The organism is Enterococcus sp. DIV0682 (assembly GCF_051712685.1).
Taxonomy (GTDB): Bacteria; Bacillota; Bacilli; order Lactobacillales; family Enterococcaceae; genus Enterococcus; species Enterococcus faecalis.
The window spans coordinates 829,132-842,255 of the sequence record NZ_JBIOPK010000001.1; the positions used below are offsets into that span (position 1 = coordinate 829,132).

Annotated in this window: 12 protein-coding genes and 1 pseudogene; 3 read left to right on the plus strand and 10 right to left on the minus strand. The window is 37.6% G+C overall.

Annotated elements, in window-relative coordinates:
• Positions 1 to 10 precede the first annotated feature (10 nt).
• Positions 11 to 1,306 carry an adenylosuccinate lyase gene (gene purB / locus IGK96_RS04020; protein ID WP_002356808.1) on the plus strand — a complete coding sequence of 432 codons (1,296 nt, stop codon included), beginning with the start codon at positions 11 to 13 and terminating at the stop codon, positions 1,304 to 1,306.
• A 386-nt stretch (positions 1,307 to 1,692) separates the two neighbouring features.
• Positions 1,693 to 2,754: a DUF916 and DUF3324 domain-containing protein gene (locus tag IGK96_RS04025; RefSeq protein ID WP_029692814.1), complete on the plus strand. Its 1,062-nt coding sequence runs from the start codon at positions 1,693 to 1,695 to the stop codon at positions 2,752 to 2,754.
• A 153-nt stretch (positions 2,755 to 2,907) separates the two neighbouring features.
• On the opposite strand, the gene IGK96_RS04030 is transcribed toward IGK96_RS04025, so the two are convergent.
• The 4 genes from IGK96_RS04030 to IGK96_RS04045 all read right to left on the minus strand — a co-directional run bounded on the left by IGK96_RS04030 (position 2,908) and on the right by IGK96_RS04045 (position 5,520).
• Positions 2,908 to 4,125 carry a tyrosine-type recombinase/integrase gene (locus IGK96_RS04030; protein WP_001291561.1) on the minus strand — a complete coding sequence of 406 codons (1,218 nt, stop codon included), beginning with the start codon at positions 4,123 to 4,125 and terminating at the stop codon, positions 2,908 to 2,910.
• 81 nt (positions 4,126 to 4,206) lie between these two features.
• Entirely contained in the window at positions 4,207 to 4,410 is a 204-nt protein-coding gene (locus tag IGK96_RS04035) for an excisionase (RefSeq protein WP_000814511.1), read from the minus strand.
• A 460-nt stretch (positions 4,411 to 4,870) separates the two neighbouring features.
• Positions 4,871 to 5,101 carry a helix-turn-helix domain-containing protein gene (locus IGK96_RS04040; RefSeq protein WP_000857133.1) on the minus strand — a complete coding sequence of 77 codons (231 nt, stop codon included), beginning with the start codon at positions 5,099 to 5,101 and terminating at the stop codon, positions 4,871 to 4,873.
• Positions 5,098 to 5,520 carry a sigma-70 family RNA polymerase sigma factor gene (locus tag IGK96_RS04045; protein ID WP_000804885.1) on the minus strand — a complete coding sequence of 141 codons (423 nt, stop codon included), beginning with the start codon at positions 5,518 to 5,520 and terminating at the stop codon, positions 5,098 to 5,100. Before IGK96_RS04045 ends, IGK96_RS04040 begins: the two co-directional genes overlap by 4 nt.
• 504 nt (positions 5,521 to 6,024) lie before the next feature.
• Here IGK96_RS04045 and IGK96_RS04050 point away from each other — a divergent pair.
• On the plus strand, positions 6,025 to 6,378 hold the full coding sequence (locus IGK96_RS04050) for a helix-turn-helix transcriptional regulator (RefSeq protein ID WP_001227347.1): 354 nt from the start codon (positions 6,025 to 6,027) through the stop codon (positions 6,376 to 6,378).
• Between the two features lie 59 nt (positions 6,379 to 6,437).
• Here IGK96_RS04050 and IGK96_RS04055 read toward each other — a convergent pair whose 3' ends face one another.
• From IGK96_RS04055 to IGK96_RS04080, 6 genes and pseudogenes are all read right to left on the minus strand, one after another.
• A complete protein-coding gene (locus IGK96_RS04055; protein WP_011058338.1) occupies positions 6,438 to 6,623 on the minus strand; it encodes a cysteine-rich KTR domain-containing protein in 186 nt (61 codons plus the stop codon).
• A 100-nt stretch (positions 6,624 to 6,723) separates the two neighbouring features.
• Entirely contained in the window at positions 6,724 to 8,643 is a 1,920-nt protein-coding gene (gene tet(M), locus IGK96_RS04060) for a tetracycline resistance ribosomal protection protein Tet(M) (RefSeq protein ID WP_002371500.1), read from the minus strand.
• Between the two features lie 15 nt (positions 8,644 to 8,658).
• Positions 8,659 to 8,706: pseudogene (locus IGK96_RS04065) on the minus strand (hypothetical protein); the annotation flags it as partial.
• Positions 8,707 to 9,019: 313 nt separating this feature from the next.
• Positions 9,020 to 9,952, minus strand: coding sequence for a conjugal transfer protein (locus IGK96_RS04070; RefSeq protein WP_113851257.1), 933 nt, complete (start codon positions 9,950 to 9,952; stop codon positions 9,020 to 9,022).
• Positions 9,949 to 10,950: a bifunctional lytic transglycosylase/C40 family peptidase gene (locus tag IGK96_RS04075; RefSeq protein ID WP_000769868.1), complete on the minus strand. Its 1,002-nt coding sequence runs from the start codon at positions 10,948 to 10,950 to the stop codon at positions 9,949 to 9,951. The genes IGK96_RS04070 and IGK96_RS04075 overlap by 4 nt, the downstream gene beginning before the upstream one ends.
• Positions 10,947 to 13,124, minus strand: a complete 2,178-nt coding sequence (locus IGK96_RS04080; RefSeq protein ID WP_000804748.1) for a CD3337/EF1877 family mobilome membrane protein — start codon at positions 13,122 to 13,124, stop codon at positions 10,947 to 10,949. Before IGK96_RS04080 ends, IGK96_RS04075 begins: the two co-directional genes overlap by 4 nt.

Here is a 13,124-nt window from a genome sequence, read left to right on the forward strand (position 1 = left end):
ATAAGGTACAATGATTGATCGTTATACAAGACCCGAAATGGGCGCAATTTGGACAGATGAGAACCGCTACAAGGCATGGCTAGAAGTTGAAATTTTGGCGGATGAAGCTTGGGCAGAACTTGGCGAAATTCCTAAAGAAGATGTACAAAAAATCCGAGAAAATGCATCATTTGATGTTGCACGTATTTTAGAAATTGAAGCAGAAACACGTCATGATGTTGTCGCTTTTACTCGTGCCGTTTCAGAAACGCTTGGTGAAGAGCGAAAATGGGTACACTATGGGTTAACCAGCACAGATGTTGTGGATACTGCCTATGGTTATCTATTGAAACAGGCGAATGATATTTTACGGAAAGATTTACAAACATTTACGGAGATTGTCGGAGCCAAAGCCAAAGAGTATAAACATACGGTCATGATGGGAAGAACGCATGGTGTTCATGCAGAACCGACTACATTTGGTTTGAAATTAGCGTTGTGGTATTCTGAAATGAAACGCAACATTGAACGTTTTGAACATGCAGCCAAAGGTGTCGAAGCAGGTAAAATCAGTGGAGCCGTAGGTACCTTTGCCAATATTTCACCATTTGTTGAAGAATATGTTTGCGAACATTTGGGGATCCGTGCTCAAGAGATTTCGACACAAGTTTTACCACGTGATTTACATGCAGAATATGTTTCTGCCATGGCATTAATTGCGACAAGTATTGAAAAATTTGCAACAGAAATTCGTGGTCTACAAAAATCAGAAACACGTGAAGTAGAAGAATTTTTTGCAAAAGGACAAAAAGGATCTTCGGCAATGCCGCATAAACGGAATCCAATTGGTTCTGAAAATATGACTGGTTTGGCACGTGTGATTCGTGGTCATGTCATTACTGCCTTTGAAAATGTGAGTTTATGGCATGAACGAGATATTTCTCACTCGTCTGCTGAACGGATTATTATTCCCGATACAACGATTTTGCTAAATTACATGTTGAATCGTTTTGGTAATATTGTCAAAAACTTAACGGTCTTCCCAGAAAATATGAAACGTAACATGGATGCGACCTATGGACTAATTTACAGCCAACGTGTCTTGTTAAAATTGATTGACCATGGCATGACACGTGAAGAAGCGTATGATCTGGTCCAACCAAAAACAGCTTACGCATGGGATCATCAAACGGCGTTCCGTCCGTTGCTAGATGCGGATGAAAAAATTACATCTGTCTTATCAAAAGAAGAGCTAGATGATGCCTTTGATTATCATTATCATTTAAAAAATGTTGACACGATTTTTGAACGTGTTGGTTTAGGATAAAAAAGAGCGTTCAGGAAAAAACAGTTTCTTCCTGAGCGCTTTTTTTATTTTCAGAAAAAAAGTTGAAAAGTTATTTAGTAGAAATAAGAAGAAAAAGTATTAATTTTTAGCGAGCAAACGTCAAAAGGTATAATTCATTTATTTACCTTTTGACGTTTGCTCGCTATTTGTTTGGTTTTTCTTTAGATTATAAAGGAGATATTTTCAAAAAAAGATGGAATTTAGGTGTTTTCATAGGTGTAAAGCGCTATCAAACCCTTATAGGATAAGCATATATCATTTTTTAATTATGGGTTTAAAAATTCAAAATTTTTTTTTGTGTATCTTTAGCTATAATGAGTCTATTAACGATAATTATTAAAAGAATGGAGGGAAAGTTGATTGTAATGAAATTGTCACAAGTCCCAAATAAAACGACGGGGAATGGAATAAAAATATTCTGTTATCTCTGTTTTATAGTTAGCTGTTATCTAATCTTTTTACGCTTCGAAGTTGCTTTATCCCAACAACCAGAGCCACAGCCACTGGCGGGTTTCACAGTTGAAAGTGTGATACCAGATAATCAGCTAGATAAGAACCAAACTTATTTTTATTTAGGTGTTCAGCCAAGTAATCAGCAGATTATTCAAGTGAAAATCAGAAGTTTGCAAAAAGAGCCCGTAACTGTCGCTTTAAGTATTCATGATGCAGTGAACGGAACGGAAGGACAGATTGACTATACGCAGACGAGCCCCAAACTAGATTCTAGTTTGACAAATTCCATCACACAAATTGTTCATTTGCAAAATAAGGAAGCTACGGTCACTGTAAAAAACTTTGAAGAAAAAATAGTGAATTATGAAATCAAAATACCCAAAGAGCCATTTTCTGGAGTTAAATTAGGCGCATTACGGTTTATTAAACAATTAGAGGATGAATCATTAACAAGTAATCAGTTTACATCAACCTATGCGTATACTATTTCCGTCATGTTGACAGAAGATAAACAACCATTTGATGAAGGAGCAGAATTGCAACTAAAAAAAGTTGGTACAACGATCAGTGCTGGCCAACCTGTGGTTCAAGTAACATACCAAAATCGGCAACCAAAAGTTATGAAAGAAGCAACAATTACCAATTGGTTAACCAAAAAAGGTCAGACAAAAGAGTTACTAAAAAAAGTACAAGCAGATGTGACAGTGGCACCTAATTCGCTATTAGCTATGGATCTGCCATTGAATGACGTTGTCCTGCCAGCGGGAACTTATACTGTTCACAGCCAAGTAAGCGCTGGTAATCGCGAATGGCAGTGGCGAAAAGATTTTACAATTACACAAACGCAAATAAAACAATGGTCGACGAATACACCTTCAGCAAAAAGGCAACCGTTTTTGTTAGTGGGGAGTAGTGCAATGGTCCTCGTTGTAGTTAGCATTTATTTTTATCTTAAACAAAGTATAAATTTCTAATTATCTTTTTATATTTTCTTAAATGCTCGTAAAGCCTTATTCTATGTGCTTTCGAGTATTTTTACTGTAGGAAGATACTTCACGTTTCTTTGCATATTTCCTCATGTCTTAGCTGTCAGAAGTGGTAAATAAGTAGTAAATTCATTTGTACTACTAAGCAACAAGACGCTCCTGTTGCTTCTCTTTATTCAAGCGTTTCATTTCTGCCATTGCAGAATCGAATGTTGCATGTGCGTAATAGTTCAGCGTCATGGCTATATTAGCATGTCCCATAATGTACTGTAATGCCTTTGGATTCATTCCTGCATTTGCATAGTTGGTACAGAATGTATGTCGCAAACTATGTGGAGTGATGTGTGGCAATTTATCCTCGTTATACTTATTGTATTTCTTAACAAGACCTTTCATCATGCCGTTGTAATCACTTGCCACTTTTGGATAGTTCTTTCTATTAAGAAAGAGGAAATCACTATATCCATCAATCTCAACACGCTTATCATTCTTTCGATTCGCTAACACTCGCTTAAATGCTTGATAGGCTTCTTCAACCATAGGAACTTGACGTTCGCCACTTTTGGTCTTTGGTGTTTCAATGTAGTACCCAATTTCAGTATCTCTCAATAGCTGATGGTCTATATTGACAAGACGATTCTCAAAATCTAAATCTGGAAGTGTCAAACCACCAAACTCTGAAATACGAAGACCTGTTTTTAAGAGTATCAGAATTTCATCATAATTTTTGCTGTAGGTTTTATCAGCTTTTGCAAAGGCTAACAGTTTTTCTTCCTGTTCTTCTGTTAGTACGGTCTTAGGGACAGTATCATCATCAAGAACTGCTTTCAGTTGAAAGTCAAATGGATTCTTCCGAACACAATCATCTTGTATAGCAATATAGAATGAAGCCTTTAAAGAACGTTTGTAGTTATTGATGGTTTGATAAGCATAACCATTTTCACTCATTCTAATAGCCCATTCTTTAGCGTCTGATGGCTTAATACTGTCAATACTTCTTACACCTAACTTGTCTTTCTTCAAAATATCCATAAGATATTTGCGTCCAGTTTCAGTGTTTTTTCTAACCTTTGGTCTTTGAGCGTTCTGTTTTGCGTAAAGCTGGCAGAGTGTCATTTTCTTTCCTACAACATCAATACCATCATGAATGTCTTTCTGTAACTCTGCGATTTTCTCTCTAAGTGAGATACAATCACGCTTTCCTGCTGGTACTCGGTCTGTAGCCACAAGTTTCCACGAGTAAACAAATTGCGGTTCTCCAAATGAATCTATATATTTGTATAAGTATCTTCCGTCTTTTCGTTGGCTCTCTCCAGTCTTTAAGATTCGACCTTTATTGTCACGTCTTTTTTCTGACATGGCATTTGCTCCTTTCCTTTATGGAAAGAGCCTTGATACGACTTAATACTATTTTATCATATACAAGACCCTTTGGCGACGCTAGATTGCGTCCAATGTATCTATAATTTTTTCAAATTGTTTTCGTTTAATCTGAATACGATTGCCATTCATAATCAGCCAATTTGCATTTTTATTTTCCTCTGCCAAGCGTCGTAGCTTGTTTTCGCCAATACGAAAATATTTTGACGCTTCTTCAATGGTTAGGGTATAACGTTCCCAAATAGGAATGTCAGTCTGCTTCATAAAATCCTCCTTTCCAAATCACTTATTTGGATTTCATAAAAGTTGTTTTACCAGCAATCGAACAGCTTTAGCAAAGCTCACGGGAGTTCCACCCCTGCATGGTTCTCATGTAGCCATACTCATTGCCTGCGACGGTTTTATCACGCTCGGACTATTGACTGTATGGGAGTATCATTATCACGATAAGAATGTCGTTGCAGGCAATCCTGCTAAAGATTGCTTCTCGGATCACTAACATGAATCGCTCGCTATCTTTATAAGATAGGTCATGGCGGTTAGTTCCGTTGGCTCTTTTCTTATCGAAACGTATTCGATTACTTTTATTCAGTTTTCAAAGAACAATGGCTCGTTAGCCTATCAAAACACATTGAAAGCTCAATATGCTTTGGTGGAATAACAAACCTCCCTGTTCGGGAAGCGTGGAATGGTTTAGCACGCTTCCACGAAAGGAGAGAGGATATTACTTAATTTCAAATGACAAAATCTTTGTAATCAGTCTGGTTTCCATTCTTCCACGTAAGACTTCATCAACGACCATACTTTGATTGCCATATTCATCTTTCATAAGTCGTAGGGAACGCTTCGTTATGTACCCTCTGTAATGATGTAGAATCTGGTTAATCGCTTCGGTATCGCCATCTGTTGCCTTTACAATGAGAGGAAAGGGAATCATAGGATATTGTGTTTTCATTCTTCAAATTCCTCCATAAACTTTTTAATTAAGGCTAGTCCACTGGTTCTATGCCGATAGACAGTAGAACGGTTCAATTTCAACAGGTCTGCAATTTCTGAATCGCTCATGTCCATAAAGTAAAACAGCAGTAGAATTTCACGTTTCTTGTCTGGCAACTCACGTAATGCTTCACTCAACAAATCATTTTCAACGCCTACTGATAACCCATTGAGTGTAAAAATCTGAAAGTCAGTTGAATAGTTATCTGTTGTCGCAAACTGGCTAACAAGATAATCGCCAACATCCGAAAAGGACACCTCACGCTTTGCAATCCTTGAAAGATAAAGCATATAATTCTTTCGCTCGTCTTCCATAGCACGTTTACAGATATAGTCAAACTGATTTTCTATTGTGGTCTGAAAAGAAGATGGTTTCATGTTTCTCACCCCCTTTCTGTCTAGGAAAGGAAGTGAGCCTTGCTCGTTTATCTCCTTTCACTCTTAGTCCCAATGTGAAAGGGGGATTTGTTGCATTACTGATAAATAAACTTTGTAAAAAAGTTCTGAATAGCCAAAAAAGCATATAAACAGATTTATTTCTCTGTTTACATGCTTCTGTTATTCTATCTATATGATTTATAAAACCACATTGGTGGACGTACTTATCTATTGCAGATAGACGACTTTTTTTGACAAGAACCCAATGTAAGGAAATTTATTGTATATGATGTACTTCATGGCGACGTTGACCTCCAACAAACCGCCATTTGGAAGTAATATACAATATTTTAACAGCGTAAATAGCACTACCATATAACGGTTTTTTTTATTGGCGTTTAGTAGTGCTTTTTATTAAATATAAACCTATAAACCATATAACACGTTTTTCTATACCTGTTTTTAATTCAGTAGGAACAATAAAATGTATAGAGGTGGTCTACTATGCGTAAAAAAGAAGATAAATATGATTTTAGAGCCTTTGGTTTAGCCATTAAAGAAGCTCGATTGAAACGAGGTTTAACTCGTGAACAAGTGGGAGCATTGATTGAAATTGACCCACGGTACTTAACTAATATTGAAAATAAAGGGCAACACCCCAGCATACAAGTTCTTTATGACCTTGTATCGTTACTTCATGTTTCCGTTGATGAATTTTTCTTACCTGCTAATAACTTGGTAAAAAGCACCCGACGATTACAGATAGAGAAATACATGGATAGCTTTACAGACAAAGAACTATCCTTAATGGAATCTTTAGCCAGCGGTATCAACGAAGCAAGAAACATCGAAGACTAATTAAAAGAATCCATACATAACGGAAAGAGCCGATAAAATGAGATTGTATTAATCTCATTTTATCGGCTCTGCGTCTTTGCGTCTGGCTCTGTAATCACAGTTACTTTGAACTGCTTTATTTCAATTAAATTTTCTTGTCTGCATTTCGGACAATAGAGGGGGAATTTTTTTAATTCAGTATCTTCCCTTATCTTTAATCGTGTTTTATTTCCACATACAGGACACAATATCCACTTGTAGTTTATAATAACTATCTCCTCCTTTACACTTTAATTCAAATCTTTATTAAAAAATATTTCATCTTATTTAACAAGAAACCATATTTATATAACAACATAAAATACACTAAGTTATTTTATTGAACATATATCGTACTTTATCTATCCGACTATTTGGACGACGGGGCTGGCAAACAGGTTCACCGGTAGTAACATGGTACCCTTTTAACTCTGTTAAACAAACACTACGTCCATTTGTAAAGAAAGTTAAATCACTACGATATTCTTGAATACACCGAGCAGGGATTTCTCCACTAAGAATGACCTCATTATTTTTCAATTGAGTGTCTACGATGTTCGCACAATATTTAGGAGCATCGTTGTATGCTCGTGAAAGATATTCCTGTGGCGCATAAATTTTAAAACTAAGATATGGCTCTAACAATTCTGTTCCAGCTTTTTTTAAGACTTGTTCCAATACAATAGGAGCAAGCATCCGAAAATCTGCTGGGGTACTAACAGGGCTATAGTATAAGCCATACTTAAAACAGATTTTACAGTCCGTCACATTCCAACCATACAATCCTTGTTCACAGCCATAGCGTATCCCCTCCATAACTGCATTTTGAAACGATTGATTTAAGTATCCAAGAGAAACCGAGCTCTCATACTGCATTCCACTTCCCAACGGAAGCGGTGATACAGATAAACCAATGGAAGCCCAGAAAGGATTTGGCGGCACTTCGATGTGAATGGTATATTCTGCATTTTTTAACGGTCTCTCCATATAAATGACTGTAGGCTCTTTTAGTTCTATCTCCACATGATACTTTTCTTGCAACAGTGCACTAATCACTTCCATTTGTACTTTCCCTAAGAAAGAAAGTATAATTTCATGTGTCGTAGAATCCACGTAATATCGTAGAAGCGGATCACTATCTGAGATTTCCAAAAGGGCATCAAGCAACATTTCTCTCTGTTCAGGTTTACTCGGTTCAACAGTTGTTTGTAGTAGAGGGTGCGGATTTTCAATCTTTTTTCTCTGTGGCAATAGTTTTGTATCTCCAAGAACACTATTTAACTTCAAAAACTCATTCTGCAAAATAACAATTTCCCCGGAATAAGCCTTATCGATTTTACATAATTCACCATTTATTGAAGTATACATTTCTGTAACTTTTATTTTTTCTTTTTCTGATACTCTAACCGAATCTCGTAAATGTAGTACTCCACTATAAAGGCGTATATATGCAAGACGTTGTCTTTTTTTTGTATATTCAATTTTGAAAACATTTCCGCAAAGTTCAGACTGACCTCGATGTGTTGATGAATAAAATTTATTAGTAATAACTTCTATAAGGTTATCAATCCCTATATTACTTTTTGCACTTCCATGATAAAGAGGGAACAGAGAACAATTCTGAAATCTTATGCTTTCCTCTTGTTCGAGTTCCAATGCTTCTAATGATTTACCGGACATATATTTCTCTAAAAGGTCATCGTTTCCCTCTATTACCGTATCCCATTGTTCAGATTCGGTAAAGTTCGTCACACACATATTAGGATACAGTTCTACCTTCTGTTTGATTACAATTTCGGCAGAAAGTTTCTCTTTAATATCCTGATAAACCGTTGATAAATCAATTCCATTTTGGTCAATCTTATTGATAAAAAAGATTGTGGGAATCCCCATTTTCCTAAGTGCATGAAATAATATACGAGTTTGTGCTTGTACGCCATCTTTTGCAGAAATCAGTAGAATTGCCCCATCTAAAACTGATAATGAACGATATACTTCTGCTAAGAAATCCATATGTCCTGGCGTGTCTATGATGTTCACCTTCGTATTTTCCCACTGAAAAGAGGTTATTCCTGTCTGAATTGTAATTCCTCTCTGACGTTCTAAAAGCGTATTATCCGTCCTCGTTGTACCTTTGTCCACGCTTCCTAATTCTGTAATCGCTCCACTGTTATATAATAAGCTTTCTGTTAAGGTAGTTTTTCCTGCATCAACATGAGCTAAAACTCCAATATTAATAATTTTCATGTGATTTTCCTCCATTCAAAAACCCAAAAGGGCATAAAAATCCCAGTGATAAATACTTTTATCACTGGGATTTTTATGCATAACCATAGGTATACAAAGCATACAGATATTCTCTGGATACTTTAGAATCACATGATAAAGGTATTTTTAAACTGGGTACAAAAAACTAAGCCCTCCTAAAAAAGGACATCCAATTATTTGTTCCCACTATCAAATTGACAGTTTATTTAAGAATACCTTGCCGCATATTTATTAACTCCTTTTAAATAGATACTTAAATAATAGCACGTAAGAGCATATTTGTAAAGGAATCTCCAATTTTTTATCAAAGAGAGTACGTGATTACAAAATAGCTGTAATAATGTACCAATATTTGTTATTCTATAATCTTCCAATTACTCCCGTTCTTTTCAAGTACCAAATCAAATTGAGATACCTGCGTTGCTTTGGTCTGCTGGTCGATATACTCCACTGTCAGCGATACCGTGACTTGATTATCCTTACGATTGTGAATAGGATTTACCAGTTCTTGAAAGATGTACTCTTTTCCGATTGGTTTTAATATCCCGTCATTCACATAGTAGGAAAGTTCACTGGCTGTCGCTGTAGGATAGAGCTTGAAGAACATCGTTAAAAACTCATTGATTTCATTGGTTGTAATGGAATCAACCGTCCCCTCACTTTCAATGGCTTTTGGTTTATAACTTGATTTCTTAGGTATGTTGGTAATGGTCGGATTCTTAACCAGTACCATATTTCCAGAACCATCTACATAGACACTCACTATATAAGCAGAGTGGACGGTCTTTGTATTTTCTCCCTCTGTAATGAGCTGGTCTACACTGTAGGTTACATTAAACTCATTGTCGCCAGTTGGCTCTACCGTCCATATCTGAAATCCTCTTACAGAAGACGATACAGGAATATCTTTGCGTACTGTATCAACATTGAGAGCTTGAAGTTCATCTGTCAGATAGCCTTTTAGACTTTCCATTCGATTATCAATGGACTTATCGGATTGCTCCCATGAATAGTAGACTTTCGCAAAGTTCTCTACAAAATTTTCTACATGATGAGTATCAACGTATTCCTTTTCTATGATAGTTGTTTCGTGAATAGTATGAGTATCTATAGCTGTAAAGTGCTTGAATATCGCAAAGCTGAAACTAAGCCCTAAAAGTACCCACAAGGCAATCACAACCTTTTTATGAGGATTGACCTTATAGACACGAGGTTTCTTTTCCTTTGGTATCTGTTTTTCTTTATTCTGATTTTTTCTAAATTTCATCATTAAATCTTCCTTTCTCATTGTTTGATTCGTCCTGCTCCCACTAAATGCTGTTGCCAGTAGGGGCTTGTTAAGTCGGCATAACCGATTGGGTCGCCTGCATGAAACATACGGTTATTGCCAAGGTATATCCCAACATGAGTAATATAAGAGCCAGCGTTATAGGTAGAATGAAAGAAAACCAAATCGCCAGCTTGTGCTTCCGATAGTGGGATATGCTGGGTCACATCATATTGCTGTTGTGCGGTTCGTGGTAAGTTAATTCCAGCTTTTCCATACGTCCATTGTGTCAGTCCGCTACAATCAAAAGAAGTAGTCGGGGAAGCTCCACCGTAAACGTATCGCCAGCCCTCATATTTCAGTGCTTCGTCCATGATGGCTTGTACCGTATCATCATCAAACTCTGTTGTGACAAGATACTGCGTTACCAGTTGCACATAAAACATATTGCCATAGTTGTATCGCCAGCCCCCATTGATAGGTATGGCTATGGGATTGGGGTAAGACACTTTTTCGCCACCTGAATACTCTTTTGAGAAACTTTGAGCCAGTTCAAAGGTATATTTATTTCCACGATTAGCCACATACCCTAAGAAACCACCACCATAATTGTAGGACTGGATAACCGATTCTAAATCTACACTGAGCCTTTCGCTACTGGCTAATAATTCACTGAAATACTTCACACCTTGCTTAATGGATTCTTCTGTACTCAATGAATTAGGTGGAAGACCGAGGGATTCCGAGGACTGCATAACATCTTCCGCAGTACCGCCCGATTCCACCTGTATAATCGCAAGAAGTATGTTGACATATTCTTCAACGCCATATTCTTTGGCATATTTTTCTACCATAGGCTTATGAGCCAGCACTTCTGCGGAAACATTCACACCTCCATAATGAATATTGGAAATTCCGCTGTCCTGTTCATCTGAAAATAAAATGGCAACAAACAGAAGCAGTGAGAAGACCATCAAGAATAATCCAGAACCACCAATCACTAAAGTTTTCAACTTCATGGTTTCTTACCGACTTTCTTAATGGTGGCGGTTTTGATTGGTGGTCTACTTCTTGTATTTTGTAGTGGTACTCTTTGAACAGTAGACGGACGTTCTTTTGTGATTGGACGTTGTGAAGTTCTATCTGCTGTAGTGGTTGAAGTTGCTGGCTTTTGAACGGTTTTTTCTTGAACGGTATTGCCTTGGCGTTCCACTTTTGGACTTGAAAAATCGGACTTAACTGCTGGACGCTCTTGTTTGGCTTGTTGAGATTCCTTATATGAAGTCTGAATATTAGACTGTTTTGAGGTCTGTTCATCATGATATTGTTCTTGTCTTGTAGTCGGTCTTTCATGAACAGAAGAAGCAGGCTGTTTTTTCTGTTTGACCTGTTCCATTTCAGAGCGACGCTTCGCAATGGTTTTTCGCCTTTGTTCCTGCTGTTCCTTGCGTCCACTGGCTCTGTCCGCTTTGGTTTGAGAAATACTACTGGTTAAATCACGGACATTCTCTTTTACTTTGGATTTTCCTTGATATACTGCATATCTTGCATTGGTCGGCAAATCTTTAACCTGTTCTTTCAAACCACTAGCAGTGTCTACCATTCTGTCTTTGGTATCAGCTACTGTACCGATGGTTTGACCGATACGTTTTCCAAGTGTTGATTTTTCCTTTCCGTCTGGTCGGGAGTGATCTGCTTGTGTCCTTGCAGAACTCCCCGAACCCGACTGTCCTTTTTTACCTGTAACAATGGCAGACCCAGCCCCTAGAGTAGTCATGGAACGTCCAAGTTTCCGCTGTAGACGGTGCATGTGAGCGTGCATAAGCATACGAGGTTTTCTCATCACACGACTTCCCACACTTTGAGAATCGTTACTCTGTAGAGAAAACATACTCATTAAATCGCCCAGCTTGAAGTAGATTCCTGCAAAGGTCACAATCTGTAGAAAAGCAATCAAAAAGAACGGATAACCAGCCGATAAGGTATAGAGCATGGTTGAAATACTAAATGCTGTCGTAATAATCAATGTGATTCCAGCTCGTGTCAAAATGGTATTAAAGAGCTTTGTTATGGCTCGTTTTGACATACCATCAAATGATGGAATCATGCTTAAAATAAAGCTCACAGGCAGAAACATAGCATAGATGATAAAAAGTACCTGCGAGAAAATCATGATTCCTGTTAATAGGAATACAAATATGGAAATCCCAATATTGAAGACAAATAGGAAGAAGACTGTACCTAAACGGTTAATGGTCTTTGTAATGGTTAGATTGGTATTGCTTCTGTCTTCAATTTCTTCCGCAACAATTTTTTCTCTGTCTTCGCCATTGTTGGAATCTGGGCTGGTGGAGAGCAGGCTTTCCACACGGTCAATACCGATACTTTCAATGTCTGAACTGTTGTATTGAAGCAGTAGCCACGGTTGCTGAACCTGTATGGAAAACAGGCTATCTCTGATTAAGTCCACGCTGTCCTTGCCTTGACTATCGGAATGGGGCATGACAATCTTCGTGCCAAGTGATAAACTGGCATTACTGATGTCTGATGAAAAGTCATTGATTTTTTTAATGTAGTCGGGAGCGTAGGCAATAAAGGAAGCCGATAGGATAAACACCAGCACAAAATTCATAATGGCATGAATTGCCTTTGTGGTTTCTCTCTTTATCAGTCCCGTATAGGCAACATAAACCCCAAGAACCAAAATCAAGAGTAAGAGGAATCCAACATAGAAACCCTCTGTTGAAAATCCGTTTGCACTCACACCAGCTAAGGTCTGCATATTCTTACCAATGGAATCTGCTGTAGCGGAAATGAAGTCTAAGGAATAGGCTTCCTGTACTAAGTAACCTGTCGCATTGGAAACATACAAACTGATTGTCCAAATAAAATTGGTAATGGCATATAGTCCATACATGACCTGTTTTCCAATCCCGTCCGACCAGTTCCACGGAAGCCAGCCCCAGCTATTATCCACATAAAAATCCAGTTGATAGTTTTCAAGTGGGTATCGGCTGTATTCATTTGCCACATTGACCGTATCATCTACCAAGCCCGCAGCTTGAACCACCGTTCCCAGCATGGCTAAAAGAAAAATGGCAATCACAAGTGTGAAAGCCACTGTCATTGCCACTTTACCTAGACGTTTCAGCGTCCAGTTTGATTTTATTCTGTTTACTATTGATGGTTTCAC

Bases quoted from the DNA above. Each gene is read 5' to 3' on its own strand.
- IGK96_RS04035 (WP_000814511.1), bottom strand. From the start codon at position 4,410: ATGAAGCAGACTGACATTCCTATTTGGGAACGTTATACCCTAACCATT.
- IGK96_RS04040 (WP_000857133.1), bottom strand. From the start codon at position 5,101: ATGAAAACACAATATCCTATGATTCCCTTTCCTCTCATTGTAAAGGCA.
- purB (WP_002356808.1), top strand. From the start codon at position 11: ATGATTGATCGTTATACAAGACCCGAAATGGGCGCAATTTGGACAGAT.
- IGK96_RS04075 (WP_000769868.1), bottom strand. From the start codon at position 10,950: ATGAAGTTGAAAACTTTAGTGATTGGTGGTTCTGGATTATTCTTGATG.
- IGK96_RS04045 (WP_000804885.1), bottom strand. From the start codon at position 5,520: ATGAAACCATCTTCTTTTCAGACCACAATAGAAAATCAGTTTGACTAT.
- IGK96_RS04030 (WP_001291561.1), bottom strand. From the start codon at position 4,125: ATGTCAGAAAAAAGACGTGACAATAAAGGTCGAATCTTAAAGACTGGA.
- IGK96_RS04070 (WP_113851257.1), bottom strand. From the start codon at position 9,952: ATGAGAAAGGAAGATTTAATGATGAAATTTAGAAAAAATCAGAATAAA.
- IGK96_RS04050 (WP_001227347.1), top strand. From the start codon at position 6,025: ATGCGTAAAAAAGAAGATAAATATGATTTTAGAGCCTTTGGTTTAGCC.
- IGK96_RS04025 (WP_029692814.1), top strand. From the start codon at position 1,693: ATGAAATTGTCACAAGTCCCAAATAAAACGACGGGGAATGGAATAAAA.